Source organism: Leifsonia sp. KNZ13-11D, from assembly GCF_056754895.1.
Genome location: NZ_JBPGWU010000001.1, coordinates 1,459,901 through 1,486,060, shown reverse-complemented (window position 1 = coordinate 1,486,060; position 26,160 = coordinate 1,459,901). Strand labels below are relative to the sequence as shown.

26 protein-coding genes, 1 tRNA gene and 1 pseudogene are annotated in these 26,160 nt (G+C 70.6%); 11 read left to right on the top strand and 17 right to left on the bottom strand.

All coding sequences use genetic code 11. From position 1 onward, the window contains the following. Nucleotides 1–37: 37 nt before the first annotated feature. Together ACR9Y5_RS07475 and ACR9Y5_RS07470 are read right to left on the bottom strand one after the other, a co-directional pair. On the bottom strand, nucleotides 38–1,579 hold the full coding sequence (locus tag ACR9Y5_RS07475) for a hypothetical protein (RefSeq protein WP_481297374.1): 1,542 nt from the start codon (nucleotides 1,577–1,579) through the stop codon (nucleotides 38–40). Nucleotides 1,580–1,590: 11 nt separating this feature from the next. Further along, the gene (locus ACR9Y5_RS07470; RefSeq protein WP_481297373.1) at nucleotides 1,591–2,574 is read right to left on the bottom strand and encodes an ABC transporter ATP-binding protein; all 984 of its coding nucleotides are present in this window, start codon (nucleotides 2,572–2,574) and stop codon (nucleotides 1,591–1,593) included. A 346-nt stretch (nucleotides 2,575–2,920) separates the two neighbouring features. Between ACR9Y5_RS07470 and ACR9Y5_RS07465 the strand changes: the two genes are divergently transcribed. The 6 genes from ACR9Y5_RS07465 to ACR9Y5_RS07440 all read left to right on the top strand — a co-directional run bounded on the left by ACR9Y5_RS07465 (nucleotide 2,921) and on the right by ACR9Y5_RS07440 (nucleotide 7,331). Beyond that, a complete protein-coding gene (locus ACR9Y5_RS07465; protein WP_481297372.1) occupies nucleotides 2,921–3,613 on the top strand; it encodes a phosphocholine cytidylyltransferase family protein in 693 nt (230 codons plus the stop codon). A gap of 71 nt (nucleotides 3,614–3,684) precedes the next feature. After that, nucleotides 3,685–4,548, top strand: coding sequence for an ABC transporter permease (locus ACR9Y5_RS07460; protein ID WP_481299534.1), 864 nt, complete (start codon nucleotides 3,685–3,687; stop codon nucleotides 4,546–4,548). After that, entirely contained in the window at nucleotides 4,549–5,283 is a 735-nt protein-coding gene (locus tag ACR9Y5_RS07455) for an ABC transporter ATP-binding protein (protein WP_481297371.1), read from the top strand. 133 nt (nucleotides 5,284–5,416) lie between these two features. Beyond that, complete coding sequence (locus ACR9Y5_RS07450) at nucleotides 5,417–5,734, top strand: hypothetical protein (RefSeq protein WP_481297370.1); 318 nt, start codon at nucleotides 5,417–5,419, stop codon at nucleotides 5,732–5,734. Nucleotides 5,735–5,920: 186 nt separating this feature from the next. Continuing rightward, entirely contained in the window at nucleotides 5,921–6,232 is a 312-nt protein-coding gene (locus tag ACR9Y5_RS07445) for a helix-turn-helix domain-containing protein (RefSeq protein ID WP_481297369.1), read from the top strand. Nucleotides 6,233–6,323: 91 nt separating this feature from the next. After that, a complete protein-coding gene (locus ACR9Y5_RS07440) occupies nucleotides 6,324–7,331 on the top strand; it encodes a hypothetical protein (protein ID WP_481297368.1) in 1,008 nt (335 codons plus the stop codon). Nucleotides 7,332–7,358: 27 nt separating this feature from the next. On the opposite strand, the gene ACR9Y5_RS07435 is transcribed toward ACR9Y5_RS07440, so the two are convergent. The 5 genes and pseudogenes from ACR9Y5_RS07435 to ACR9Y5_RS07415 form a co-directional block, all read right to left on the bottom strand. Continuing rightward, complete coding sequence (locus tag ACR9Y5_RS07435; RefSeq protein WP_481297367.1) at nucleotides 7,359–8,264, bottom strand: glycosyltransferase family 2 protein; 906 nt, start codon at nucleotides 8,262–8,264, stop codon at nucleotides 7,359–7,361. Then, nucleotides 8,257–9,075 (bottom strand): CDP-alcohol phosphatidyltransferase family protein, encoded by an 819-nt coding sequence (locus ACR9Y5_RS07430; RefSeq protein ID WP_481299533.1) that lies wholly within the window; start codon nucleotides 9,073–9,075, stop codon nucleotides 8,257–8,259. Before ACR9Y5_RS07430 ends, ACR9Y5_RS07435 begins: the two co-directional genes overlap by 8 nt. A 2-nt stretch (nucleotides 9,076–9,077) precedes the next feature. Continuing rightward, nucleotides 9,078–10,121: a glycosyltransferase family 2 protein gene (locus tag ACR9Y5_RS07425; protein ID WP_481297366.1), complete on the bottom strand. Its 1,044-nt coding sequence runs from the start codon at nucleotides 10,119–10,121 to the stop codon at nucleotides 9,078–9,080. A 126-nt stretch (nucleotides 10,122–10,247) separates the two neighbouring features. Beyond that, nucleotides 10,248–10,865, bottom strand: a complete 618-nt coding sequence (locus ACR9Y5_RS07420) for a S1C family serine protease (protein ID WP_481297365.1) — start codon at nucleotides 10,863–10,865, stop codon at nucleotides 10,248–10,250. A 79-nt stretch (nucleotides 10,866–10,944) separates the two neighbouring features. Then, nucleotides 10,945–11,238 (bottom strand): annotated as a pseudogene (locus ACR9Y5_RS07415) (S1C family serine protease); the annotation flags it as partial. Here ACR9Y5_RS07415 and ACR9Y5_RS07410 point away from each other — a divergent pair. Further along, entirely contained in the window at nucleotides 11,213–11,551 is a 339-nt protein-coding gene (locus ACR9Y5_RS07410) for a hypothetical protein (RefSeq protein ID WP_481297364.1), read from the top strand. The pseudogene ACR9Y5_RS07415 and the gene ACR9Y5_RS07410 overlap by 26 nt on opposite strands. Nucleotides 11,552–12,160: 609 nt before the next feature. Further along, nucleotides 12,161–13,360 (top strand): pyridoxal phosphate-dependent aminotransferase, encoded by a 1,200-nt coding sequence (locus ACR9Y5_RS07405; protein ID WP_481297363.1) that lies wholly within the window; start codon nucleotides 12,161–12,163, stop codon nucleotides 13,358–13,360. Here ACR9Y5_RS07405 and ACR9Y5_RS07400 read toward each other — a convergent pair. Genes ACR9Y5_RS07400 through ACR9Y5_RS07370 form a run of 7 tightly spaced genes read right to left on the bottom strand, consistent with a single transcriptional unit; the run spans nucleotide 13,347 to nucleotide 19,362 of the window. Beyond that, complete coding sequence (locus ACR9Y5_RS07400) at nucleotides 13,347–14,183, bottom strand: carbon-nitrogen hydrolase family protein (protein ID WP_481297362.1); 837 nt, start codon at nucleotides 14,181–14,183, stop codon at nucleotides 13,347–13,349. The two genes, ACR9Y5_RS07405 and ACR9Y5_RS07400, sit on opposite strands and share 14 nt — an antisense overlap. Continuing rightward, the gene (locus ACR9Y5_RS07395) at nucleotides 14,180–15,958 is read right to left on the bottom strand and encodes a sensor histidine kinase (RefSeq protein WP_481297361.1); all 1,779 of its coding nucleotides are present in this window, start codon (nucleotides 15,956–15,958) and stop codon (nucleotides 14,180–14,182) included. The genes ACR9Y5_RS07400 and ACR9Y5_RS07395 overlap by 4 nt, the downstream gene beginning before the upstream one ends. Continuing rightward, nucleotides 15,955–16,353, bottom strand: coding sequence for a response regulator (locus tag ACR9Y5_RS07390; RefSeq protein WP_481297360.1), 399 nt, complete (start codon nucleotides 16,351–16,353; stop codon nucleotides 15,955–15,957). Before ACR9Y5_RS07390 ends, ACR9Y5_RS07395 begins: the two co-directional genes overlap by 4 nt. Continuing rightward, nucleotides 16,346–16,504 (bottom strand): hypothetical protein, encoded by a 159-nt coding sequence (locus ACR9Y5_RS07385; RefSeq protein ID WP_481297359.1) that lies wholly within the window; start codon nucleotides 16,502–16,504, stop codon nucleotides 16,346–16,348. The genes ACR9Y5_RS07390 and ACR9Y5_RS07385 overlap by 8 nt, the downstream gene beginning before the upstream one ends. Further along, the gene (locus tag ACR9Y5_RS07380; protein ID WP_481297358.1) at nucleotides 16,501–17,274 is read right to left on the bottom strand and encodes a PHP domain-containing protein; all 774 of its coding nucleotides are present in this window, start codon (nucleotides 17,272–17,274) and stop codon (nucleotides 16,501–16,503) included. The genes ACR9Y5_RS07385 and ACR9Y5_RS07380 overlap by 4 nt, the downstream gene beginning before the upstream one ends. Next, nucleotides 17,271–18,284 carry an ATP-grasp domain-containing protein gene (locus ACR9Y5_RS07375; RefSeq protein ID WP_481297357.1) on the bottom strand — a complete coding sequence of 338 codons (1,014 nt, stop codon included), beginning with the start codon at nucleotides 18,282–18,284 and terminating at the stop codon, nucleotides 17,271–17,273. Before ACR9Y5_RS07375 ends, ACR9Y5_RS07380 begins: the two co-directional genes overlap by 4 nt. 10 nt (nucleotides 18,285–18,294) lie before the next feature. Beyond that, entirely contained in the window at nucleotides 18,295–19,362 is a 1,068-nt protein-coding gene (locus ACR9Y5_RS07370; RefSeq protein ID WP_481297356.1) for a PIG-L deacetylase family protein, read from the bottom strand. 119 nt (nucleotides 19,363–19,481) lie between these two features. Here ACR9Y5_RS07370 and ACR9Y5_RS07365 point away from each other — a divergent pair. From ACR9Y5_RS07365 to ACR9Y5_RS07355, 3 genes are all read left to right on the top strand, one after another. Beyond that, a tRNA-Met gene (locus tag ACR9Y5_RS07365) sits at nucleotides 19,482–19,558 on the top strand. Between the two features lie 242 nt (nucleotides 19,559–19,800). Next, nucleotides 19,801–20,004, top strand: coding sequence for a hypothetical protein (locus tag ACR9Y5_RS07360; protein ID WP_481297355.1), 204 nt, complete (start codon nucleotides 19,801–19,803; stop codon nucleotides 20,002–20,004). A 186-nt stretch (nucleotides 20,005–20,190) separates the two neighbouring features. After that, nucleotides 20,191–21,345 carry an ROK family transcriptional regulator gene (locus tag ACR9Y5_RS07355; RefSeq protein ID WP_481297354.1) on the top strand — a complete coding sequence of 385 codons (1,155 nt, stop codon included), beginning with the start codon at nucleotides 20,191–20,193 and terminating at the stop codon, nucleotides 21,343–21,345. Nucleotides 21,346–21,372: 27 nt separating this feature from the next. Here the strand turns inward: ACR9Y5_RS07355 and ACR9Y5_RS07350 are convergent, their stop codons facing one another. The 3 genes from ACR9Y5_RS07350 to ACR9Y5_RS07340 form a co-directional block, all read right to left on the bottom strand. Continuing rightward, a complete protein-coding gene (locus ACR9Y5_RS07350; RefSeq protein ID WP_481297353.1) occupies nucleotides 21,373–21,846 on the bottom strand; it encodes a hypothetical protein in 474 nt (157 codons plus the stop codon). After that, on the bottom strand, nucleotides 21,846–23,039 hold the full coding sequence (locus tag ACR9Y5_RS07345; RefSeq protein WP_481297352.1) for an ROK family transcriptional regulator: 1,194 nt from the start codon (nucleotides 23,037–23,039) through the stop codon (nucleotides 21,846–21,848). Before ACR9Y5_RS07345 ends, ACR9Y5_RS07350 begins: the two co-directional genes overlap by 1 nt. A gap of 173 nt (nucleotides 23,040–23,212) precedes the next feature. Further along, complete coding sequence (locus ACR9Y5_RS07340) at nucleotides 23,213–26,137, bottom strand: UPF0182 family membrane protein (RefSeq protein WP_481297351.1); 2,925 nt, start codon at nucleotides 26,135–26,137, stop codon at nucleotides 23,213–23,215. Between the last annotated feature and the right edge of the window lie 23 nt (nucleotides 26,138–26,160).

The following is a 26,160-nucleotide window of genomic DNA, read 5'->3' as shown; positions in this document are numbered from 1 at the left end:
CCGGGGCGGTCGGGCCCCGACGGCCGGCGGGTGCGCCTCAGTCGTTGCGGTTGGCGAACGCCATCAGCTCCGGCCCGCGGCGGTCGAACAGCCGGCCGCCGAGCCACAGCCCGAAGAACAGCGTCCCGAACCCGATCAGCACCGCGACGACGGGGGCGATGCCGAGCCAGAACGGGTTCACGGTCAGCCCGAGCACGAGGAACACCAGGACGGGCGAGGCGAGGATCAGGATGGCGAAGAAGCTCAGCGACTGGGCCAGAGCGGCGGACGCGCCGGAGGTCTGCGGCTGCGTGAACGCGCTGTCCCCCGGTTTCGTCGCCGGATACGGGAACAGCGCCGACGAGATGCTGGAGAGCCCGAGGCCGATCACCAGGATGGCGCCGCTGAGGGCGGCGACGGCGGGGAGCACGGCCCAGTCGCCGAAGACGATCGTCGTCGCGATCGACCCGACGATGAGCACCGGGATCCCGACCACCACCGGCGGGAACATGCGGCCGGCGCGATCCGCGATCCCGCGGGTGCCCGAGACGAGGTGCAGCCAGATCGCGGTGCTGTCGAACGCGAGGTCGTTGTGGATGCTCCACCCGAGGAACAGGCAGACCAGCGGCAGCGGCACCAGTGCCACGAAATGCGACGGCAAGCCTGCGACGGCGAGGGCGACGATCACGAGGACGGGGATCACCGGGATGAGCACGATCGACACCCAGTAGCGGGCATCCCGCCCCCAGTAGGTCATGGAGCGCGCGGCGATCGCGGCGGTCGGCCCGCCCGGCAGGCGGTCGAACCAGCCCAGGCCGTGGTACGCCTTCGACCGGGCCTCCCGTTCCGGCGAGGCGACCACCCGTGCGACCAGACCGATCCATCCCAGCCAGAGCAGGCCCAGGGTCGCCAGCGCGATCAGCAGCTGCAGCACGGCGGTCCCCCACGCCCCCTGCGCGGCGGCGCCGGGAGCCGACCAGGCGGCGCCGAGCGGCGTCCACGCCAGCCAACGGGCGAAGCCGCCGAGGGCGCCCAGCCCGTCGCGGCCCCAGTCGACCGTCACCAGCAGCAGCAGAACGGGCACGATGAGCACGAGCAGCAGGATGCCGACGACGCCGCCCGCTTCACGCGACCGGCGCGTGTTCAGCAGCGAGTGCGCGACCGCTGTCGTCACGCGGGAGGCGAGCACGCAGGTCAGCACAACGACCACCGCCGAGACCAGAGCGACCAGGACGGTCCCGGCGTTCTGCGACCAGGTCACGACGGTCGCCGCGCTGCACACGATGAGCACGAGCGACGGGATGCCGATCAGGCCCGCGAACAGCAGGCCGGTCGCCAGCGTCCGGTTCGGAAGGCCGAACAGCGAGAACTCCCGCGGATCCAGCGTGTCGTCGATCCCGAAGAGGAGTGGGAGCAGCGCGAATCCGGCGACGACCACGGATCCGATGACGACGATGACGCTGTGCGTCGCGGATGCGTCGTCCACCACCCGGGCGGCCACGAGCGAGCCGACGACGATGACGGTGATGAAGCCTCCGTAGAGCAGCCCGATCACCAGGCCGAACACCTGCCAGGGCGACCGCCGGAAGGCGTTGCCCATGATCCGGAGTTTCAGTCCGAGAAACTGTGCAACCACTCCATGCCTTCCGCTGCCTTGCGGCCGCCGGCCAGCTCCACGAAGCGCTCCTCGAGCGTCTGCCCGCCGCGCACCTCGTCGATCGTGCCGGAGGCGAGCACCTGTCCGCGCACGATGATCGCGACGCTGTCGCAGACCCGCTGGATCATGTCCATGCCGTGGCTCGACACGACGACGGTGCCACCCGCGGCCGTGTAGCGCTGGAGGATGTCGATGATGTTCGCGGCGGAGACCGGGTCGACGGACTCGAACGGCTCGTCGAGCACCAGCAGGCGCGGCGAGTGGATCATCGCCGCGGCGAGCGCGATCTTCTTGGTCATTCCGGCGGAGTAGTCGGCCACGAGGCGGTCGAGAGCGTCCTCGATCCCGAAGGCCGCGGCGACGTCGGCGGTGCGAGCGCGCACGGTCTTCGCGCTCAGGCCCCGCAGCGTGCCGGCGTACCGGAGGAACTGCGCACCGGTGAGGCGGTCGAAGAGCCGAAGCTTGTCCGGCAGCACGCCGATGATGTGCTTGGCCCGGACCGGCTCGGCCCACACGTCCACGCCGTGCACGACCACTCGGCCGGCGTCCGGCCGGAGGAGGCCGGTGACGATCGACAGCGTCGTGGTCTTGCCCGCGCCGTTGGGGCCGACGATTCCGTAGAACGAGCCCTTCTTGATCTCCAGGCTCACGCCGTCGACGGCGACCGTATCGCCGTAGCGCTTGTGCAGGCCGCCCAGCGACAGCACGGTCGGGCGGCTGTCGGCCACGGGAGCCGGGGCCTCGGTCGCGCGGGACTGCGCGGCGGTGCGTGTCGTCTGCCGGGGCTTGGCCGTCGTCGTGCGCTTCCGCGGCGCCCGGGTGCTCGTGCCGGCTGCGGCCGCGGCCGTCTTCGCCGGCGCGCGCTTCGGGGCGGGTCGCGGCGGTGGCGCGGCCTCCGCCTCCATCTGCGCGGCCGTCGGCTCGGCAGCCTCCGCCATGGTCTCCCCCCTCTGCGGTTCCGGCTCCGCTCCCTTTTCCCGGTCCGCGGCAGGCTCGGTGATCTGGGGACGGATGTGCTCGGAACTCACCCCGCTAACGTACCAAGACCTGGTTCGGCGCGAACCCCCCGGCGCCTGAGCACCCGACTTCGCCGCCTCCGAATGTCCTGTGAGGAACATAACGACCCAACAACGACATCCGTCAACCCCTGCCCCCCGACAGGGGCCCCCGGTAGTCTGGGGCAGTCGTTCGGGGGAAATTTCGGTACAGCGCGTGTCGATCGACCCACACGCGGATGAATCCTGGGTGAACCAGTCCCGGGCCCGCAGACCCAAGGAGATGATTGTGACGACCCAGGTAGTGATTCTCGCGGCCGGCATGGGAAGCCGGCTCGGACGGAGCCTTCCGAAGCCGCTGACCGAGCTGAGCGACGGCCGCACGATCATGCAGCAGCAGTTCGACAACATCCACGCCGCCTTCGGCAAGGACGCGCAGGTGACGATCGTCGTCGGCTACAAGCTGGAGCACATCATCGAGGCGTTCCCCGACGCCCAGTTCGTCTACAACGAGCAGTACGACCAGACCAACACTTCGAAGAGTCTCATGCGCGCCCTCCAGGCGTCCGCCCCCGGCGGCGTGCTCTGGATGAACGGCGACGTGGTCTTCGACCCGGCCGTCCTCGTGCGCGGCGCGGCCATGGTGGCCCGCGACCAGACCTTCGTCACGGTCAACACCTCCTCCGTCGCCGACGAAGAGGTCAAGTACACGACCGGCCCGGAGGGCTACATCCAGGAGCTGTCGAAGACCGTCAAGAACGGTCTCGGCGAGGCGGTCGGCATCAACTACATCTCGTCGGCCGACAAGGCCACGCTGCTGCGCCAGCTGCAGCGCGTCGGCGACCAGGACTACTTCGAGCGCGGCATCGAGCTCGCGATCGAGCAGGACCACCTGCTGGCCGAGCCGGTCGACATCTCCGACCTGTACGCCGTCGAGGTCGACTTCCAGGAGGACCTGGAGCGCGCGAATCTTTTCGTGTAGTCGACGCTGCGTGAGCCCTCACGCAGCTTCGATCAATACGATGGGTACTCGTGACCAGCACCCCGACTGAAGTGCGCCCTGCGCAGCGCTCGCGCTTCACGCGCTACCGGCACTCCCTCTGGCTGCTGACCAAGCGAGACCTCAGCGTCCGCTACTCCACCAGCGCGCTGGGGTACCTGTGGTCGATCCTCGACCCGCTGGTGATGAGCCTGATCTACTGGTTCGTCTTCACCGTCATCTTCCACCGCACGGTCGGTGAGAACCCGTACATCGTGTTCCTCCTCGCGGCCCTGCTGCCGTGGATGTGGTTCAACGGGGCGGTCTCGGACAGCACGCGCGCCTTCATCCGCGAGGCCAAGCTGATCCGCTCGACGATGATCCCGCGCACGATCTGGGTGAACCGGATCGCCGCGTCCAAGGGCATCGAGTTCCTGCTCTCGCTGCCGGTGCTCGCCGTCTTCGCGATCTTCACGGGAGCGCGGCTCAACGTCGAGGCGCTGCTATTCCCGCTGGCCATCCTCATCCAGACGGTGCTCACCGTCGGCGTCGGCCTCATCGTCGCGCCCCTGGTGGTCTTCTACCGCGACCTGGAGCGGGCGGTGAAGCTCGCGCTGCGCTTCCTCTTCTACGCGTCCCCGATCATCTACAGCGCGCGCGACCTGCCCGGCGGCTGCGGCGCGGGGGTGGCGGCCAAGCACTGCGCCACGTACGTGGCCACGCATCCCGGAGCGCAGACCGACGTGCTCTTCTCCCTGCACTTCTGGTCCGCCTTCAACCCGCTGACCGGCATCTTCAGCCTGTACCGCGCCGCGTTCTTCCCCGAGGAGCTCGACTGGTTCCTGGTCGGGGTCAGCGCGGCGATGTCGCTCGTGCTGCTGGCGGTCGGCTGGGGCGTCTTCAAGCGCTTCGAGCGCGACATCCTGAAGGAGATCTGAGTGGCACCCGTCATCGCGGTCGACCGCCTCGGCGTCCGGTTCCGCCGCAACCGGGGCGCCCGGCGCACGTTCAAGGACCTCTTCTCGTCGAAGCAGCGGCGCTCGCGTCCCGACGACTTCTGGGCGCTCCGGAACGTCAGCTTCGACGTCCGCCCCGGCGAGGCCATCGGTGTCGTCGGCCGCAACGGTCAGGGCAAGTCGACCCTGCTGAAGCTGGTCGCCGGCGTCATGCTGCCCGACGAGGGGACGGTGCGCGTGACGGACGGCGTCGCGCCCCTGATCGAGATCACCGGCGGTTTCGTCGACGACCTGACGGTGCGCGACAACGTGTACCTGACCGCGGGCCTGCACGGGATGTCGCGGGCGCAGATCGATGAGCGCTTCGACGAGATCATCGGCTTCGCCGAGATCGAGGATTTCATCGACACCCCCTACAAGCACCTCTCGAGCGGAATGAAGGTGCGCATCGCCTTCTCCGTCATCGCCCAGCTGGAGGAGCCCGTGCTCCTGGTGGACGAGGTCCTGGCGGTCGGGGACCGCGGGTTCCGCGAGAAGTGCTATCGCCGCATCGAGGAGCTGCTGGCCGGCGGCCGGACCCTGTTCTTCGTCTCGCACAACGAGAAGGACCTGCGACGGTTCTGCGAGCGCGGGCTCTACCTCGACAAGGGCGCCCTCGTGCTCGATGGTCCGATCGATGATGTCCTCGCGCTGTACAACGCCGACTACGGCTCCTGAACGCACGCGTTCTGCCGCCAGCGGACCGACGAGGAATCGTCCACAGAAAATAGTTCGGCGAGTTCTCCCCAGAAGGGGCTTTCGTGCCCGATTCCGGCCCTCGAGCGTCGGAGGGGATCGTTAGTTTCGAGCCATGAATCCTCTCCGGCTCCTCCGCACCCCCTCGCCCGCCATCCCCTCCCGCCGCCACGCGTACCGCGTTCCGTGGAGTGTCGACCGCACCACGGCCCCGCACTACCGGATCGTCAACACAGGTCGCGAGACCCTGCGCGGCGTCACCGTGAGCATCGCGGGCGAGTCCCGGCTCCGGGTGAGCATCCCTGCCGCCGTTCCTCCCGGAGGGTCGGTCCGGGCCAGTGTGACCGGCCCGCACCCCTCGCGCGACACGCTGCTCGTGGTGCGGTGGTTCCCGCCGGACGGCCGCGAGTACCTCTGGCAGATCAGCCTCTGACGCCGGCCGCCGCCGGGCGCAGATGGCCGCCATCGTGGTGCCCTGACGGGCGTGCCGTCAGGGCACCACGAGTCCTCCCGGAACGCATGCATCGACATCATTTCCGGTCACCGAATCGTGAGGTCCGCGCATTCGGGTGCAGGCGCTCTGGAGTCGCCACGCGGTTGGCTCTGTAGTGGAGGCATCATGCACCACTCCGTCGCACCCGCCGCCGCACTGCTCGGCGAACGCATCCGCCAGGCCCGCATCGGCCTCGGGCTCAGCCAGGAAGCCATCGCCGGTCTCGCCGGCATGCACGTCACGAACTTCGGGAAGATCGAGCGGGGGCGTGCGAATCCGAGTCTGCTGACCGTCCTGCGCATCGCGGTCGCCCTCGGTACCGACGTGGCGTCCCTCATGCAGGACATCACGCGCGACTCGGTTCCGGCCGACCTCGGGGTGCTTTCGGCGCGCGACTACCTCGACGAGCGCTCGCGCCGCCGGACGCCCGGGCGCTGATCGCTGCCGACCGAGCCACGACGCATGGCCCGAGCTCGGATGGCCCGAGCACGGATGGCGCTTCCGGCTGGGCGGCCTACACTCTACCGAGATGGCAGCCAAGCAGAAACCGATCATCTCCGTCACGGGTGGCCCGCAGCGCGGCGGCGATACACCGCGCGCGCTCAACACGACCCTGGACCGGTTCCTCGGCATCCAGCGGCCGGTGGTGCTCGCCCACCTCCGGAGCATCCGGCGCCGCAACCCGCAGGCGTCCGCCGACGAGCTCGCGCGCATCCTGGAGCGCCGCTACCTGGCGGCCGTCACGAGCGGCGGCGCCGCCGTCGGCGCCACGGCCGTGATCCCGGCGATCGGCACGGGCGTCACGCTGGCGCTCTCCGGGCTCGAGACGGCCGGGTTCCTCGAGGCGACGGCCCTGTATGCGCAGTCGATGAGCGAGCTGCACGGGATCGCGGTCGACGACCCCGAGCGCGCCCGGGCCCTGGTGCTGACGATGATGCTCGGGCGCGAAGGCTCGGACCTCGTCCGCCAGCTCGCCGGTCAGTTCGGCGGAGGTGTCACACGCACGGCCTACTGGGGTGAGCTCGTGACCTCCAGCCTGCCGACCATGGTGGTCGGACCGCTCGTGGACCGGCTGAAGAGCGCCTTCATCCGTCAGTTCGCGGTCCGCGGCGGCGCCAGCATCCTGGCCCGCGCGATTCCGTTCGGTATCGGCGCGGTCATCGGCGGCACCGGGAACAACATCCTCGGGCGCCGGGTCGTTCAGAACGCCCGGCTCGCCTTCGGGCCGGCGCCGCTGGTGATCCCCGCCGCGCTCGCCCCGATCGAGGGGCCGGGAGCCGTGCGCCGGGTCGGTCGCGCGACCGGCGGAGGCGCCGCTCGGATCGGTCGGGCCACGGGCGAGCGCGCGGCACGGCTCGGGAAGGCGTTGCGCGGCGCTCTGCCGCGCAAGCGTGCGGCCGATGAGCAGTCGGTCCCGGTCCCGGGCGGGCCGGAAGAGCCTCTGGCGCTCGAATCGCCCCCCGAAGCAGCGGAGCCGAGCGCCGAGTCCCGCAACAACGGGGGCGACGGCGACGAGCGCACCAGCGTCGCCGGCTGAGCGAAGCCGTGACGCGGTCGGGCGTCGTCAGACGATGGGCGGCCGGCCCGCGGCGGTCATCCGCGCGACCGTGCGCCAGCGCAACGGACGCCGTTCCCCCGGGTCGGTGCGCCAGCCCTCGGCCCAGCCGCCGAACCAGGCGCGCAGCACAGCGGGTTTGCGGAACCAGCGGAGCAGCTGGATGCCGGTCCACGAACCCACGTAGAGCGGGACGAGCACGGCGGGCAGATTGCGGCGGGCCAGCCAGACCCGGTTGCGGGCGTTGAGCCGGTAGTAGTACGAGTGCCTGGTGGGCGAGACCGACGGGTGCTCGGCCACCAGATCGCCGGCGTACCAGACGCGCTTGCCCTGGTCCCAGACCTTCCAGGCGAGGTCGATGCCCTCGTGCGCGTAGAAGAACGAAGCCGCCCATCCGCCCGCACGCTCGAAGACGTCGCGCGGGAGCACGATCGCCGCCTCCAGCACGGCGAAGACGTTGCTCGACCGGGCCGGGTCGCCCTTGCGGATGCGCGGGATCCAGCGCCGCGGCGGGGTCGTGCCGTCGGGCACGCGCAGCCGCGGCTGCAGCATCCCGATGGAGGGGTCGCGCCGGAGCAGGGCGATGGCGTCGGCGAGGAAGGTCGCCGACGGGATGTCCGCGTCATCGTCGAGGAAGAACAGCCACTCCCCGGTCACCAGCGGGACGCCCGCGTTGCGGCCTGCCGGGATGCCGACGTTCTCCGGCAGCGCCAGCGCGCGGACACCCTCCGGCAGGGCCGGATCCGCCGCTGCAGGGTCCCAGCCGTTGCCGACGACCACGATGTCCGTGGCGACACCCTCCTGCGCGAGCACCGACTCCAGCCCGCGGCGCAGCTCGACCGGCCGGGTGCCCTGGGTGAGCACCACGACGCCCACCCGCGGCCGCACGCCGGTGGGCGACTGCTGCTCAGCCACGGACGCGCCGCGACGCCATGATCGTCACGAAGTGCCCGATCAGTGCCAGGATCGACAGCGGGACCAGCACCACCAGCAGAATGCGGTCGGCGAGGGTCGCGCCGATGAACAGCCCGACGATCGAGAACACGAAGATCAGGATGGTCAGCTCCACAGAGTGATAGAGCCGGTGGAACGGCAGGAACCGGGCGGCACGGCGGAGCGTCGCGACCAGACCGTGGGTCGGCGCGTACTCCGACTGGGTGTCGGCCAGCTTCGGCAGACCCGCGTTCGCGCGGGCCACGCGGACCATGTCGTTGAGCGCCTTGTTCAGCACGATGACCAGCGCGAGCAGCGTGCCCAGATTGGTCCAGAGGAAGTCCTGCGGCGTCTCGAACGGGTAGCCCGCCGCCCGGATGCCGAGCGCGATGGCGATCAGCGTCTCCGTCGAGTAGTGGCCGACGTTGTCGAGGAAGATGCCGGCGGGCGACGACGTCCCGCGCCACCGCGCGACCTCGCCGTCGCAGCAGTCGACGAGCATCTGCAGCTGGCCGAGGACGAGCGCGAGGGCGGCCCCCCCGATGCCCGGGATGAGCAGCGAGGCGGCGGTCGCCCATCCCGTCAGGATCATCAGCCCGGTGACCCCGTTGGCCGAGATCGATGTCTTGAGGAGCACCCAGGTGAGGTACGGCGACAGGTTGCGGAGGTAGAGCGACGCGGTCCAGTGCTCGGCGTTGCGGCGTCCACGCACCTCGGGCGGCTGCGCCACCGCGCGCAGCTCGGCGATCGACGTGGGACGGGCGCCGTGCGCCGAAGGTCCGGGTGCGGTCATGCCTACCTTCCGGTGTGGGCTGTGATGTTGCGGGTGAGCGACAGGTATCCGAGGATGAACCCGACCCCCCAGCTGAAGTGGATGCACGGCAAGACTACGAGAAACCACAGGAACGGGCGAAAGCCGTCCTTGCGTCCCCACAGCACCGCCGAGGCGATGACGACGACCGCGTACAGCGCCGGGATCGCGAAGCCCCACAGCAGCCACGGAGCGGCGCCGAGGGCCGCCTGCGCGATGCCGGCGATGCCGAGCAGCGTGCCGATCGCGACGCCCAGCACCATCACCGGCGGTGCGAAGTAGCGCAGGCCGTTGGAGGCGGGGAACCGCCGGGCCAGCTCGCCGCGCCAGATGCCGGTCGAGAAGAACTGGCGGGCGAGGCGGTAGAGGTTCGGTCGCGGACGGTACGTGACCTTGAGGCGCGGGGTGAACCAGACCGTCCCACCGGATGTGCGCAGCCGGCGGTTCAGTTCCCAGTCCTGCCCGCGCTTGATCTCCTCGTCGAAGAGGCCGACCTCCAGCAGGCGATCGCGGCGGAACACGCCGAGGTACACCGTCTCGGCCGGTCCCGCCTCGCCGCCGACGTGCAGCTTGGTGCCGCCGAGGCCGACCCGGCTGCCGTAGGCACGCGCGACGGCGCGCTCGAAGTCGGTCGTGCCCTGCGCATCCATCAGTCCGCCGACATTGTCGGCTCCGGTCTCGAGGATGGTCTCGACGGCGATGCGGGCGTAGTCGGGCGGGAGGACGCTGTGGGCGTCGACCCGGATCACGATCGGGTAGCGGGACTCGCGGATCGCCAGGTTCAGGCCGGCGGGCGTCGAGCCGATGGCGTTGTCGACGACCCGGATGCGGCGATCGACCGCCGCCAGCTCCTCGACCAGCTCGGTGGTGCCGTCCATGCTCGGTCCCAGGGCGATGGTCACCTCGAAGGGGCCCGCGTAGTCCTGCGCCAGCAGGCTGTCGACGGCTGCCCGCACGTGGGTGACCTCGTTGAGCACGGGCATCACGTACGAGACACCCGGGAGGGTGTTCACGGTGTCGTCCGGCATCTGATCCTTCGGTGTAGCGGGTCGGCGTCGAGCCTATCAGCCGGGCTCTGCGCAAGACCGGGGACGGCCTGGACGGCGGAAGGCCGCCCCGAGCATGTCGGGACGGCCTTCCGGGCGCAGGGTGGCTCACTCGGCCGGGAGCGACCCCAGGGTGACCGAGGCGGTCTTGGTCTGACCGTCGCGGATGTAGGTGACGTCCACCTTGGCGCCCGCAGCCTGCGCGCGCACCTGCGCGGTCAGGTCGGTGGCGTCGGTGATCGGGGTGTCGTCGAGGTTGACGACGATGTCGCCCGCCTGGAGGCCCGCGCTCGCCGCGGCGCCGCCGCCGGTGACGCTCTTGACCAGCGCACCGACCGTGGTCGCTTTGCTGTCGCTGGAGGCGTCGGCCACCGACGCGCCCAGGAGGCCGTGGGTGGCGGAGCCGTTCTTGATGATCTCGCCGGAGACGCGCTTGGCGAGGTCGGACGGGATGGCGAAGCCGACGCCGATGCTGCCCGACTGGGATCCGTCGGAGCTGGACCCGCCCGCGCTGGCGATCGCCACGTTCACGCCGATGAGCTCGCCCTTGTTGTTGAGCAGCGCGCCGCCGGAGTTGCCGGGGTTGATCGACGCGTCCGTCTGGATGACCGGCAGCGAGATCGTTCCCTGCGAGCCCGACTGCTGCTGCTGCGAGCCGGAGCCGCCCTGGTCGGGGAAGTCGAAGTTGAACGGGTTCTGGCTGCCGCCGCCGCTGTTCGAGTTCATCCTTCGGAGCGGCGGAGGACGCGATGCTGATGCTGCGGTTCAGCGCGCTCACGATGCCGTCGGTGACGGTTCCGGAGAGGCCGAGCGGCGCGCCGATGGCGACCGTCGTGCTTCCGACGTTCAGCTTGCTCGAGTCGCCCCAGGTGATCGGCGTCATGCCGGACGCGTTGTCCAGCTTGATCACGGCGAGGTCGGTGGTCGGGTCGGTGCCGATCAGCTTGGCGGTGTAGATCTTGCCGTCGTTGTCGGTGACGGTGATGCTGACGTTCGCGGCCTGGCCGTCGAGGGTCACGACGTGCGTGTTGGTCAGCACGTAGCCGTCGGAGCTGAGCACGACGCCCGAGCCGGTGCCCCCGGAGCTCGACGCGCTCACCGAGATGGTGACGACGCTCGGCGACGCCTTCGCCGCGACGGCCGTGACCGTGCTGGCGTCGTTCGCGTCGTTGACCGTGATGTTCTGCGGCCCGGACACCGTCTTGATCGTCGCGTTGCCGCCGTCGGTGGCGGCGAAGATGCCCACGCCGGCGCCGGCGCCGGCGACGCCGCCGATCAGGGCGCCGATCGCGAGCGTCGCGATGATGAGGCCGGTGTTGCCGCGCTTGGCCGGCTTGGCCGGGGCGGGCGCGGCGACGCCCGGAGCACCCGGAGCGGTCGCGTACGGCTGCTGGTGGGCGTTCGGCGCGTAGGGCTGACCGTATCCGGCGGGCTGGCCGAAGGCGCCGTTGCCGTAGTGCGGCTGCTGCTGACCGTAGGGCTGGCCGTACGGCTGGGGCGGCACGGGCTGGGTGGGCTGCGTCTGGTGGGCGGCCGGCTGCACCGGGACCGTCGGCTGCTGCGCCGTCGGCTGCTGCGCCGTCGGCTGCTGCGCCGTCGGCTGAGCGGCTCCATCGGCGGCGGGAGCGGTCCATCCGGCGGCGGGCTGCGGGGCGGCGGGCTGCGGTGCGACGGGCGTCTCGGCGGCGGGGGCCGGTGCGGCGGGGGTCGGGGCGGCCGGCTGCGGGGCGGCCGGCTGCGGGGCGGCCGGCTGCGGGGCGGCCGGGGTCGTCGCGGCCGGAGTCTGCTCGGAACCGGTGGAAGCGTCCACGACCGCGGCGGTGTCGGCGTCGTTCTCGGGCTTCGCGGGCTCCGGGGTGTTCGGGGTGTCGGTCATGGTGTTGCTCCTTCCAAGCACAGACAGCTTGGGATGCCAACCTGAGCGTTCTATTTGCCGATGCTGTGGGCGACCTTCTGCATGTCGATGACTCTCCACAACGTATCCGATGGGTCCGATGCGAGTAAGGCCGTAGCGTTGTCCTATGACGATTCCTGGTGCGTGGCGGCGAGCGGCGGGCGGTGCGGGCCTGCTCGGCGCCGACGGAACGGTGCGGCCGACGATCTTCGCCGAGATGAGCGCCCTGGCGACCCGCACCGGGGCGATCAACCTCGGCCAGGGCTTCCCCGACGAGGACGGACCGGCCGAAGTGCTGGATGCGGCGGTCGCCGCGATCCGCGACGGGCGCAACCAGTACCCGCCCGGCCCCGGCATCCCGGACCTCCGCCTGGCGGTCGCCGAGCACCAGCGCCGGTTCTATGGGCTCGAGGTGGACCCGCACCGCGAGGTGCTGATCACCGCGGGGGCGACCGAGGCGATCGCCGCCGCGCTGCTCGCCCTGCTCGAACCGGGCGACGAGGTCGTCACCTTCGAGCCCTACTACGACGAGTACGGCGCGGTCATCGCGCTCGCGGGTGGCGTCCACCGCACGGTTCCGCTCGAACCGCCCACGTTCCGGCCCGACCTCGACCGGCTCCGCGCGACGGTGACCGACCGCACCCGCGTCATCCTGGTGAACACCCCGCACAACCCCACCGGCGCCGTCCTCGATCGGGAGACGCTCTCGCTCGTGGTGGAGCTGGCGGAGCGGCACGATGCGGTCATCGTCACCGACTCGGTGTACGAGCACCTCTCCTTCGGTCCCGAGCACATCCCGATCGAGTCGCTGCCCGGCGCCCGCAGCCGTACCGTGGCGATCTCGTCGGGGGGCAAGACGTTCAGCACGACCGGCTGGAAGGTCGGCTGGCTGACCGCTCCCCCGGAGCTCGTGACGGCGGTGCTCGCGGTGAAGCAGTTCCTCACCTACGTGAACGGCGCGCCGTTCCAGCCCGCCATCGCGGCCGGCCTCCGGCTGCCCGACGCCTTCTTCACAGGAATCGCGGACACGCTCGCGCACAAACGGGACGTGCTCTCCGCCGGACTTCGCGCGGCCGGGTTCGGCGTCTTCCCGTCCGACGGCACCTACTTCGTGGTCGCGGACGCCGCGCCGCTCGGCTACCACGACGCGGTCCGACTGTGCCGCGAGCTGCCCGAACTCGCCGGGGTCGTGGCCGTCCCGCTGTCGGCCTTCTCCCGCGACGATTACGCCGAGCGCACCGCATCCCTCGTCCGCTTCGCCTTCTGCAAGCGGATCGAGGTGCTGGAGGAGGCGGCGAGTCGGCTCGCCGCGATCACAGCGGGCTGACGCGGTACCGCCGGAGCTGCAGGGCCGGGTTGCGCTCGCGCACCTCGCGGAGGCGCGCCGACGACACTTCGGCCACCACGACCCCGGTCGTCTCGCCGAGCCCGGCGAGCGTGACCCCCATCGGGTCCACCACGGCGCTCGCACCGATGCCGATCGCCGGAGGATGGTCGGCGGCGGCCAGGTAGAGCGTGTTCTCGATCGCGCGGGCGGCCAGCAGCGTGTTCCAGTGGTGCTCCTTGAGCGGCCCGCGCACCCACTCGGCCGGGACCGCGACGAGGTCGGCCCCCGCGTCCGCGAGGCGCCGGGTCACCTCCGGGAACCGCAGGTCGTAGCAGGTCTGCAGGCCGACCACGATGCCGTCGACCGCGAAGGTCTGCGGCGCATCCAGGTCTCCGGGCACGACCCAGTCGGACTCCTGCGCCCCGAAGGCGTCGTACAGGTGCTGCTTGCGGTAGGTCGCGACGACATCCCCACCCGGGTCGACGGCGACGAGGGTGTTCGAGAACTTGTGGTGCACGTCCGTCCGCTCCACCAGCCCGGCGACGATGAAGACGCCGTGCTCGCGCGCCGTCGCGGCCAGGCCGCCGACGAAGTCGCCGTCCAGCGGCTCGGCGTTCCGCGCGAACGACGGACCGAGCGGGTCGGTGAAGTAGGAGGAGTACTCGGGCAGGACGACGAGGCGGGCGCCCCGGGACGCGGCCACCGCCACCAGCCCCGCGACGATGTCGCGGTTGTGCACGCGGTCCTCCCCCGGGGCGAACTGGGCCACCGCGACGGCGACGGAGCGGTCGTCCACGGTCAGTTCGGCCGGCCGGTCGCTCACGGCGCCACCTCCACACTCGGAATCGCCTCGACGACAGGCAGGGGCGTCTCCACGGGCAGGACGATGCTGATCGAGGTGCCGACGCCTTCCTCGCTCGCGATGTCGAGACGGCCGCCGTGCGCGGTTACGATGGCCTTCGTGATGCTCAGGCCCAGCCCGACGCCGGGGACGGCGTTACGCGTCGCCGTCGACGCCCGGAAGAACCGCTGCGACAGCTGACTGAGCTCGACGGCCGGGATGCCGATGCCGGTGTCGGTCACCGCGATCACCGCCTGCTCGCCCTCGCACCGCAGCGACACGGTGACCGTGCCGCCGGACGGCGTGAACTTCACGGCGTTGGAGATCAGGTTGTCGACCGCCTGGCCGAGCCGCAGCGGGTCGGCCCGCAACTCGAGCGGTGACCCGGGGACATCGCCCACGAGGGTCACTCCCGAGCTCGCGGCGACCGGACGCGCCGACTCCACCGATGCGGAGACGACACCGCCGAGCTCCACATCCTTCAGATCCAGCGGGAAGCGCCCCGACTCGACCTGCGCGGTGAAGAGCAGGTCGCCGACCAGCCGGAGGAGGCGGTGCGCATTGCGCTCGGCGACGCCGAGGTACTGCTGCTGCTCCTCCGAGAGCGGCGACTCCTCGTCGTCGCGCATCAACTCCAGGTAGCCGAGGATCGAGCTGAGCGGTGTGCGCAGCTCGTGCGAGATCAGGCCGACGAACTCGTCCTTCAGCCGGGCGAACTCGCGCGCCTGCGTCATGTCGGTCGCCACGAAGATGAAACCGACCCGGTGGCCGTTCTCGTCCAGGCGCGGCGTCGCCGCGACCTGCACCGAGACGCGCTTGCCGTCCGGTCGCACGTACGTCCAGTCGCGCACGTCGGCGGACCCGGCGCGCACCGTGTCGACCAGCGCCGAGAACTCGTCGGTGCTGGCGACCGTCGTGAAACGCGCGTCCATGTCCTGCAGCCGGTCGGCCAGCTCGGACTCGAGGTGGAAGTCGACGATGTGGCGCCTGGCGTCGAGCACCTGCTTCTCGGTGATCCCGAACATCTTCTCCGCGCCCGGGTTCCACACGTCGATGAGACCGTCGAGATCGGTGCCGATCACAGACTGCTCGGTCACCGCGTTCCAGATGCTCTGGATGAGCCGGTTCGCCGTCTTCAGCCGGGCCTCGTTCAGCACCAGTTCGTCCTGCACCTGCACCGCCTGCGCCAGGAGCTGCTGCTGCTGCTCGCTCGCCTCGCGGGCCGCCACGATTTGGATGCGCATCCGATGGGCGATCTCGTTGATCACGATCGCCACGATGAGGTAGATCACGGGCGAGAAGAACGCCCGCACGACATCACCTGCGGTGTGGGCGACTCCGTCCATCACGAGCGGGGCGATCAGCACGAGGAAGGTGGTGAGCCCGGCGATCAGGATGTTGACGCGGCCGTCCTCCGAGGCGATCCATGCGAACGGCAGCAGGATCAGCACCGCGAACGGCGAGGTGGCCGAGCCGGTCCCGAGCCGCAGCAGCCCGACGGCGAGGATCGACAGCACCGGGATGACGACCGCCCACTCGGGATGGAGGCGCCCCCAGGGAACGATCAGCGAGAGGACGGTGGCGACGACCACCAGCGCGATGCCGGCCAGGAACAGCGGACCGTTGGTCACGGGGACGCCGTTCGGCACGGCCGCGATCACCGCGGCGATCGCAAAGCCGATGATCGTCGGCACCTGCTTCATGAAGGCCGACGGCGAGTCGATCGGGATGCGGCTGAGCCAGCGGTCGAGGGTCATGCCGGTTCCCCCAGTTCGAGCATCTCGCGGATGCGGGTGGACAGGACGCGCGGGCTGAACGGCTTGACGATGAAGCTGTCCGAGCGGTCGGCCACGACGCCGTGGTCGGTGAGCAGCTGAACGGAGGCGGAGACCATGAGGATCAGAGTCGAGCGGGTCAGGACGTCCGAGCGGATCGCTTCGGCCACCTCGACCCCGTTGAGGCCGGGCATCGAGATGTCGAGCACAGCGAGGTCCACATCCCCGCCGCGCACCGCGTCGAGGGCCGCGCGGCCGTTGTCGACGGCGGCCACGATCTCGACGCCCGCGCGCTTGGCCGCGATGGTCATCAGGCCCCGGATGTCGTCGTCGTCGTCGGCGATGACGACCCTCCTCAGGCGTCCCACGTCAGACATGCAGGAACACCACCCGCACGACGACGATGGCGGCGCAGATCAGCAGGGCGATGGCGCCGTACACCGGCAGCCGGTACTCCCAACGGCGGTTGCGTTCCAGTTCGCCCTGGATGCGCTCGCGCAGCTCGGCCGGTGGCTCGACGGGGCTCATCGCCCTCCCTCCCGTTCGGCGCGGCTGAATGCCGCGGCGGCATCGAGCAGCTGCGGGACGCGCGAGTAGCGCCCCACATCGCTCGCGACGTGGCTGTCGGTGGACGCAACGATACGCGCACCGGCGTCCAGCAGTGCGGCGATCGCCGCCGGGCCCGGGCACGCCCACTTCTCGTTGACCTCGACGATCGTCCCCGTCGCCGCAGCGGCCTCGGCCCACGCGAGCAGGCGCGCCGGCCCCAGCTGCGCCTCGTCCAGGCCGACTTTCGGCAGGATCGAGAACCAGTGCGCCAGCTGGGCGTGCCGCGTCCGCTCCATCGCCCGGATGCTCGCCTCGATCAGCAGGTCGAGGGCATCGTCGTCGGACAGGCCGGCGTCCAGCCGCTCGCGGGTCGCCGTGGGCGACCACGGGCCGTCCGTCCCCGGGAACCGGTGGTCGCCGATGACGACGGCGTCGACTCCCCCGGGCCCGACGACCAGGTCGGCGGGCGTGTCGACGGCGCCGGACGCGTCCAGCAGCTTCGCCTCGACACCGGTGATGACCGTCATGCCGTCCGGGACGCCCTCGGCCGCCACCGCTGCGACGAACTCCGGCACCCAGGTGGTGGACGCACGAACGTGGTCCGTCAGGCGGACGGTGCGGAGCCCTGCGGCGGAGGCGGCTGCGACGTTCTCGGCGAGCGTGCTGCGGGCGTCGTCGGAGAATGTCGAGTGCACGTGGAAGTCGCCGCGGAGCAGGGCGGGGAGCCGCTCGGCCTCGGTGACGCTCACTCCTCGAAGCCCTCCGTGTGCGCGGCGTTCTCCGAGACGAGCACGTCGGCCGGGCGCAGGAAGACGTCCTCGAGGAACCGCACGTTCGCCAGCTCCTCGAAGTCGACGGCGGACGGCACCGGTCGCCCCAGCACCAGGTCGAGCAGCAGCGACGGCATGTCGACGCCCGACGCGATGGTGAGCGGCATCGCCCCCGGGAACCGCGGGTTGACCTCGAGAAGCGCGGGCACGCCGTCGGTGCTGTAGCGCAGCTGGACGTTGGCGACGCCGGTCAGCCCGATGGCGCGGGCGACGGCGGCGGCCGTGCCGGAGAGCTCGGGGCGGCGGACGGTGCGCCCGGCGATCGAGACGCCGGAGTCGACCCGCTCGCGCGACCGGGGAACCGCGGCGATGACATCGCCGTCGAGGCTCGCGAGGACGTCGACCGAGAACTCCTCTCCGGGCAGGTTCTCCTGGATGATGATGGTCTCGTCGGTGCCGAGCGCCTCGAGCGCCTCGCGATCCGGGATCAGGCGGACGCCGCGCGAACCGGCGCCGGACCGCGGCTTGATGATCACCGGGAATGTCCAATCGGCGCCGGCGCCCTCGCTGTTCAGCAGTCCCGTCTCCGGCACGCGAGCCTTCCCCGCGACGCGCTGGACCAGCGCGAACTTGTCGAGGCAGGTCACGAGCGTGTCGTGTGACGGGGCCGCCAGCGCCGTCCCGACCGCCTTCAGCTCGTCGCGACGCGCGGCGAGGCCGGGCAGTTCGACGTCCACGGTCGAGAACAGCACGTCGATGCGGTCCTCGCGGCTCATCGCGATGAGCGCATCCACGAACCCGTCGGAGCGTCCGGGCGGCACGATGCGGCGCCGCTCGGCGGGGACGAGGTACAGCCCGCTGGCCCAGCCGTCCATGTCGGCGGCGAACACGTCCACGTCGGCCCGCGCGAGGAGCGAGCGGATGACGGCGACGCCCGCGGGACCTCCGGCGCCCGTGACCAGGACGCGGGTTCGTGTCGAGTCGGTCATTCGCGGTCCCCTACGGTCGGGTTCCGGGGTAGCGCGCCTCGGCGGAGAGCGTCGAGGCCGGAACGGAGATGTCCGCGGTGTCACGCATCACCTCCAGCGGTTCGCAGTTCTTGCCGCCGCCGAAACGCGACCAGTACCGGGCCGTCGCGAGCACGAAGTCCGGGTCCAGGTAGGCCCGGAGCTCCTTCTGCGACCGGAAGCAGTCGATGAGACGCAGCTTGGTCTCGGTGAAGCCGTCGATCGGCACGAACCGGGTCGGCCGGAAGTCGATGGTCGCCGAGGGACTCTGGTAGCAGCACACCGTGCGCACCGAGCGCGTGGCCACGATGGTCGCGGCGTGGACGGCCCGGTGATCCTGGTGGCGGTCGTGCGACGAGTGCGTGTAGACGATGTCGGGATGCACCTCGGCCACGACGCGCTCGATGACGCCGACGGTCGGATCCGCGGCCGAGATCCGCGTGTCCTCGAGGTCTTCGAGGAACAGCCGGGCGCCGAGCAGCTCGGCGGAGGCGAGCGACTCGTGCTGGCGGTTGTCCGCGTCCCCGCCCCGCGCGCCGCGCGACATGGTGAGGATGACGACCTGGTTGCCCGCGTCGCGGTGGGCGGCGAGGATGCCGCCGACGCCGATCTCGACGTCGTCCGGGTGCGCGCCGATCGCGAGCACCACCTGCTGGCGCGAGGCGGCCCGCTTGAGGCGGCCCTCGGCCGCCAGGCGGTTCACGATCGCGACGAGCTCGGCGGACGCGACGGGCTTGGTCAGGAATTCGTCGGCCTGCGCGCGCAGCGCAGAGACCGCGTAGTCGACGGACACGTGGGCGGTCATCACGACCACCGGCATCCCCGGATACTGGCTGCGGAGCTCCTTGAGCAGGTCGAGACCGGAGATGCCCGGCATCTCGATGTCCGTGATGACGAGGTCAGGTTCGAACTCCGCGATGCGGTCCAGTGCGACCGACGGGTCGGTGACCGCGATCGCCACGGCGTCCGCCCTCTTCTCCAGCACGGTCTTCATGAAGAAGGCCACATCCGGGTCGTCCTCGACCACCACCACCCGGAACTTCGTCACGGCACTCGCCATCGCATCCCCTATCTCGGAACGACTCTAGTAGGACGCCCGGTCCACACGGCAGGACGCGCCCGGGCGGGTGCCCGCGATTTCACCTCGCGGAAATCCCGTGCTAACGTTGTCTCTTGTGCCGCGGGGTGGAGCAGCTCGGTAGCTCGCTGGGCTCATAACCCAGAGGTCGTAGGTTCAAATCCTGCCCCCGCAACCAATAAGGCCCCCTGACCGGGGATTCTCCGGTCAGGGGGTCTTTGTTTTTGGGTCAGGGGTCCGCTTCTCAGGTGCTTCGCCAGAAGACGATCTCCACCGATTTCATCGTCCGTCCGGCAAATGCGAGGCGCGAACCGATCCCTGCAGACACACCACCTCTTGCGGGCGCCCGGCAGCCGGCTACGACGTCCCCTCGGGCATACCGATCTCGTGCCGCCCTCGCGCTTCCCAGGGAACGAAGCCTTGATCATCCGCAGCGAACGGAGATCGTGGTTCCTCCTCGTCGCGATGCTCGCATGCAGCGTGGGACTGGCTCTGCTCGTGGTGACCGATCCCGGGGAGCACTGGAAGTGGACCTACTGGGCCGGAGCTGGGTGGATGCTGCTCGTCGCTGCCTACGGCGGATTCTGCGTCGTGTGGCATCGGCGCCACCGCGGCAACTCCTGACGGCCGCGTCTCGCTAGACCGAGACAGGATAGGCCAGCGGATGGAGTTTCGACGCGGATCTCAGCCGATCTCCGACTCTCGGCACCACATCTCCGACAGAACGCCGTGACGAGGGAGGGACGGGGCGGATGCCCGCTCCGGCCGGATTCGCTAGGGTCGTGTCGCAACGACACGTCGGGAGCAGCAGTGGCAGAGGAGCACGGGAAGGCGACGCAGGCCGCCGTCCGCGAGCGCAACCTGACGACCGCGCTGCAGCTCGTGCTTTCGGGCAACGGGACGGCGACCCGGGCCGGCATCGCCCGGCGCACCGGCCTCACCAGCGCGACCGTGTCGTCCCTGCTCGCCGGGCTCATCGCCGACGGGCTCGTCACCGAAGGGGAACTGGCCGAGTCCACGGGCGGCAAACGTGCCACCACGCTGCGGATCGCCGCCGAGGACCACGTGCTGCTCGCCCTCATCGTGCAGCCCGGCCTCGTCCGCGGCGCCGTGGTCGACCTGCTCGGCGCCGAGGTCGCCACCGCCTCCCAGCGCCCGGCCGCGCCGGGTTCGCTCGAGGATGTACGCACTGTCGTCCGCAAGCTGGTGACCTCCACCAGCGCCCGCATCGTGGCCGTGGGCGTCCAGGTGCCCGGCATCGCGGACGGCCCGCTCATCCGCGAATCCGTGCAGCTCGGGTGGACGGACGTCGACCTGGCTCGGGAGCTCGCCGGGATCGTCGAGGCGCCCATCCATCTCATCAACGACGCCGACGCCGAGGCCATCGCCGACTCGACCGCCGCAGACGAGCCCGGAACCGACGACTTCGGCGCCAGCCAGCTCTTCGTCTCGCTCAGCACGGGCGTCGGGGCCGCCGTCATCCTGGACGGCGAGGTGGTCGCGGGCGCCTCGCACCGGGCGGGAGAGATCGGTCACGTCCCCGTGCTGTTCGGACCCGAGGCGCCGGTGTGCGCCTGCGGCAACCGTGGCTGCCTCGAAGAGGTGGTCTCGGTCACCAGCCTGCTCGGGCTCCCCCACGGCACCGACCTGGAGGCGCTGGACCTCGCCGCCCTCGCCGCGGCGCCCGACTCCCGGCAGCGGATCGCGGACGGCGCGCGGGTGCTCGCGCGCGCCCTGCTCCTGGTGGGAGCGGCGCTCGACGTGCCCAACATCGTCATCGGCGGCGCCGCACCGCGACTCGGCCCCGACTTCATCGGTCACCTGCGCGCCGAGGCGGCCCGGCATCCCGTCAAGGCGGCGATGCCGCTCGGTTTCCGGTACGCACGGGTCGCGCAGGAGCAGCCGTATCGCGGCGCCGCGCAGTATGCGCTGCGGTCGACCCTCGGGATCAGCTGGGCGGGCTGACCCGGCGACGCGGTCGCAACGGCGCGCTCAGGATGCGCTGAGCAGCGCCAGCAGAGCCGCGCCGTGCCGCCGGTCGTGGCCGAAAGTGGCGATGTCGGCGTACGACGGCTCGGGATGCGCGCCCATGTCCACCACCAGCACCGAGCGGCAGGTGGCGCGCACCGCATCCACCACCCGGCGGGCCCAGCGGGTGGCCGCGTTGTCGGCGCCGACGACGACCACCGGGGTCGCAGTCGCCAGGACGAGCTCGGGGCCGTCCGACGGCCCCACCGCGACGACAGGGTTGCCGGCCCACCGGGATGCGAGCGCGCTGCCCTCCTCGGCCCAGGCGTCCTGGAGGGTGTACCAGCGCGGCACACCCAGCACGTCGTTGTCGAGGGTGGCCAGCCGCACGACGGTGCAGCGTCCGCGGAACCGTGGCAGCGCATCCCGCACGCCGTTCGCGAACCCGAAGGTCACGGGCGACGCGGACCGCAGCTCGGGCTCCGCCACCAGGGTCATCAGGACACCCCCAGCTGAGCGGAGAGCACCATCACCACGCAGCCGCGGAGCACGATGTCGCGGCCCAGGCTCGTCATCCGCAGGGTGACACCCGAGTGGAAGCCCGCCATGGTGCGGTTGCGGAGCGTCTCGCCCACCGCCTCCAGCAGGACGCCGTCGATGAGCTCCTCCGGCCCGCTGAGCACGACCTCGGAGAGATTCAGGGCGCCGACGATCGGGGCGAGCGCGACGCCCAGACGCTGACCCGCCTCGCGCAGCACCGGACCGGCCGGCTCGCCCTTCGCCGAGGCCGCTGCGACGCGCGACTCCAGCCGCGGGACGGCCAGCCAGGCCTCCAGGCAGCGTTCGCGGTCGTAGGGCGCCTCCGGACCGCCGTCGGTGCCGACCATCACCTGGCCGATCTCACCCGCGGCGAACCGGCTGCCGAAGACGAGGGCGCCGGCCACCAGCAGGCCCGAGCCGACGCCGTGGCCGACCTTCACCAGCATCATGTCGCCCTGCGCGTCGGCGAAGCCGTGCTCGGCGAGCACGGCGACGTTGGCGTCGTTCGCGACGAACACCGGGAGACCGGTGCGCGCGGCGACCCGCTGCTGGAGCGGTTCCTCGACCCAGCCGAGGTTCGGTGCGGCGGCGACCGTGCCCTCCGCATCCACGATGCCCGGCGAGCCGATGCCGACGCCGAGCACGGGTGCCGTCGTGGCCTCCACCAGCCGGTCGACCAGCGCCAGGACCTTCTCGGTGGCCTCCTCCCCGCGGCTTCCGGCGAGTTCCACCTCGACGGCGGTCAGGATGCGGCCGTCCATGTCGAGGACGGCTCCGCGGAACACCGCGTGCTCGCTGAGGTCGACGCCGATGATCTGCGTCGCGCCGCGGTTCACGTCGAGGAGCACCGCCGGCTTGCCCGGTCGGGCGTCGTCGCGCTGGCCGAGCTCCACCACGAGTCCCTCGGCGATCAGCTCCCCCACCAGGTCGGAGATGGTCACCCGGGTGAGCCCGGTGGTGCGGGCGAGGTCGGCGCGGCTGACCCGGCCGGAGCGGTACAGCGACTGCAGCACGAGGGAGCGGTTGTGGCCGCGGGCATGCTCCGGCAGCACCTTGGTGCGGGGCCGGAGCGCGCGCCCCGGAACGAGGCCGCGGTCGGGCGCTGCCGCCCGCTCCGAGTGGGCGGAGCGTGTTCCCTGATCGATCGCCATGTTTGTTAGTAAAGCTGACAATCAAAGTCCTGGCAACTGTTCGCACGCATTTTTCTGCGGACGACGAACACCGGCGTTCGGGCACCAGGATGCGGCGCAGCCACTTCGCACGGCGCCCGAAGATAGCGCAACGGCCCGCACGGGAACCGTGCGGGCCGTTGCTGCTAGTCGCGCTACTTGGCTGCCGGCTGCCCCTCGGCCGCCACCGCGTCCGCGATCGCCTGCTGCAGACGCTCCTGCGCGTCGCCGTACGCCTGCCAGTCGCCGGCCTTCAGTGCCGCCTGGCTGTCGCTGAGCGCCTGGTTGGCGCGCTGCAACGCCTCCTGGAGCGCGGTGTTCCCCGTGGCGGAACCGCTGCCGGTCGACCCGCCGGTGGACTGGCCCGTGCCGGGCTGCGTCGTGCCGGTGCCTTCCGTCGGCACATTGTTGTCGCCGGCCGAGGCGCCGGAATCACCGCCGAAGAGGGCGTCGAGGGCCTGGTCGAGAGTGTCCTCGAACTCGATCTTGTCGCCGAAGGCCACCAGTACCTTCTGCAGCAACGGGTAGCTGGTCTCCCCCGACGAGCGGACATAGACCGGCTGCACGTACAGCAGGCCACCGCCCACCGGCAGGGTCAGGAGGTTGCCGTTGATCACCTCCGATTTACCTTGACGCAACAGGTTCAGCTGTTGCGACACGGTGGGATCGGAGTCGAACTGGTTCTGCATCTGCCCGGGACCCGGGATGGTATCGCTCGAGGGCAGTTGCAGGAGCCTCATCTTGCCGTAGCCGGAGGCCACCTTCCCCTTGGTGTCCCCGGCATCCGCATCCACGGCTAGGTAGCCCTTCAGCACCGACCTGCTCGACTCGCTGGTGCCCGCCGGGATGAACGTCGAGTACAGCGAGAACGCCGGGCTGTCCTGGCCGGGCATCTTCATGGTCAGGTAGTACGGCGGCTGGAGGGCCGGGTTGCTCGACGGCGAGGTGGGGTCGTTCGGCGTCGTCCATGCGTCCTCGCGCGAGTAGAACGAGCCGGCGTCGGTCACGTGGTACTGGCCGAGCACCGAGCGCTGCACCTTGAACAGGTCGGACGGGTAGCGGACGTGGCTCATCAGCTGGGCGCTCATGTCGCTCGCGGGCTTCACCGTCGCGGGGAAGACCTTCTCCCAGGTCTTCAGCACGGGGTCGGTGGTGTCCCACGCGTACAGGGTCACGGAGCCGTCGTAGGCGTCGACGGTCGCCTTCACCGAGTTGCGGATGTAATTGATGTCGTCGAAGGCGTACGCCGGCTTCGGCGTGTCCTTGTCGGCCGTCGCGTCGCTGAGGCTGCCCACATGCGAGTACGGGAACTGGTCGCTCGTGGTGTAGCCGTCGATGATCCACTTGACCCGGCCGTCCACGACCGCGGGGTACGCCTGCGAGTCGAGGGTCAGATAGGGGGCGACCTTCTGCACCCGCTTGATCGGGTCGCGGTCGTACAGGATCTGCGAGTTGCTGTTGACGGCGTCGGAGAGCACGATCTGCTCGTCCTGGAACTTCAGCGCGTAGACGAGACGCTTGAAGATGTTGTCGAGTTTGGGGCCGCCGTTGCCGCTGAACGTCGTGTAGGTCTGCTGCGCGCCGTCCGCGCCGCCCGGATAGTCGAGCTCGACCTGCTTGCCGCCCTTCGGGCCGCCGACGATCGAGTACGTCGGCGACTGCTCGCCGAAGTAGATGCGCGGCTGGTACGTGCCCAGTGTCCCTGTGGTCGGGATGCCGGACTCCATGAACACCGGCTGCCCGTCGGGCGAGCGCTGGTTGCCGTACGCGGCGACCAGGCCGTAGCCGTGGGTGTAGACGATGGTGTCGTTGAACCAGTTCCGCGTGCCCCCGAGGCCGGACTGCTGCAGCTCGCGGACGGCGACCACCGCATCCTGCTGGGTGCCGTTCACCTCGTAGCGGTCGACGTTCAGCTTCTCGGGGAAGGCGTAGTACTGGCGGAACTGCTGCAGCTGCCGGAACGAGGGGCTGACGACCGCGGGGTCGAGGATGCGGATCTGTGCGGTCGTCTGGGCGTCCTGACGCAGGGCGCCCTGCTCGGCCGTGGTCTTCGCGTTGTACGGGATCGTCTCGATGTCGCTGAGCCCGTACGCCTCGCGGGTGAAGTCGATCCCCTTCTGAACGTAGGGCGACTCGAGCGTCTTCTGGCTCGGGTCGACCTGGAAGCGCTGCACGACCCAGGGCACGATGGCCCCGACGACGAGCGCTGCGACGATCAGGAGCGCCGTGCCCACGATCGGGAACCGCCAGCGGCCGATGAATGCGGTCAGGACGAACAGGATGGCCACGAAGACGGCGGCGCCGGCGAGGATCGCCCGGCCCGGGATGGTCGCGTTGACGTCGGTGTACGCGGCGCCGTTGATCATGTCGTTGACGTTCGAGTCGGTGACGGTGGCGTAGCGGTCGAGCCAGATGCTGACGCCCTGCAGCAGCAGGTAGAGCGCGGCGATGATCGCGATCTGCACCCGTGCCGCCCGCGAGATGCGCACCTCGCGGCCGCTCACCCGAATCGATCCGTAGAGGTAGCAGGTGGCGAGGGTGGCCAGCAGCGAGATGAGGACGACCGCCGAGGCGAAGCCGACCGCGCTGCGGTAGAACGGCAGCGCGAAGAGGTAGAAGCCGATATCGAGGTGGAACAGGGGGTCCGTCTTGCCGTACGACGTGCCGTTCAGCCAGAGCGCGGCGGTCTGCCAGCGGCTCGCCGTCGAGACGCCGGCGAAGATGCCGAACACGATCGGGATGCCGTACATCGCGAGACGGCGCAGCGGCTCGATCACCTGCTGGTAGCGGTCGAGCTGGGAGTTCAGCTTGGCGTACACGGGACGCAGCCGGTACGCCAGCTGGATGGACAGCCACAGCGGCAGGGCCATGCCGAAGAACCCGATGAAGAACATCGTGATCCCGGCGAACCACTGCGTGGTCAGCACTTTCAGGTACCCCAGCTGGTCGTACCAGAGGATGTCGGCGTAGAGCCCCGCGAAGACGAAGAACAGGATGACCACCGCGACGATCACCCCGAGAGTGATCCAGATCGCCGCGCGCCGGCGGCCTGCGGGACGGACTGCAGCAGTTGAACTCACGTAGGGCCTTCTTGGTCTCGTGG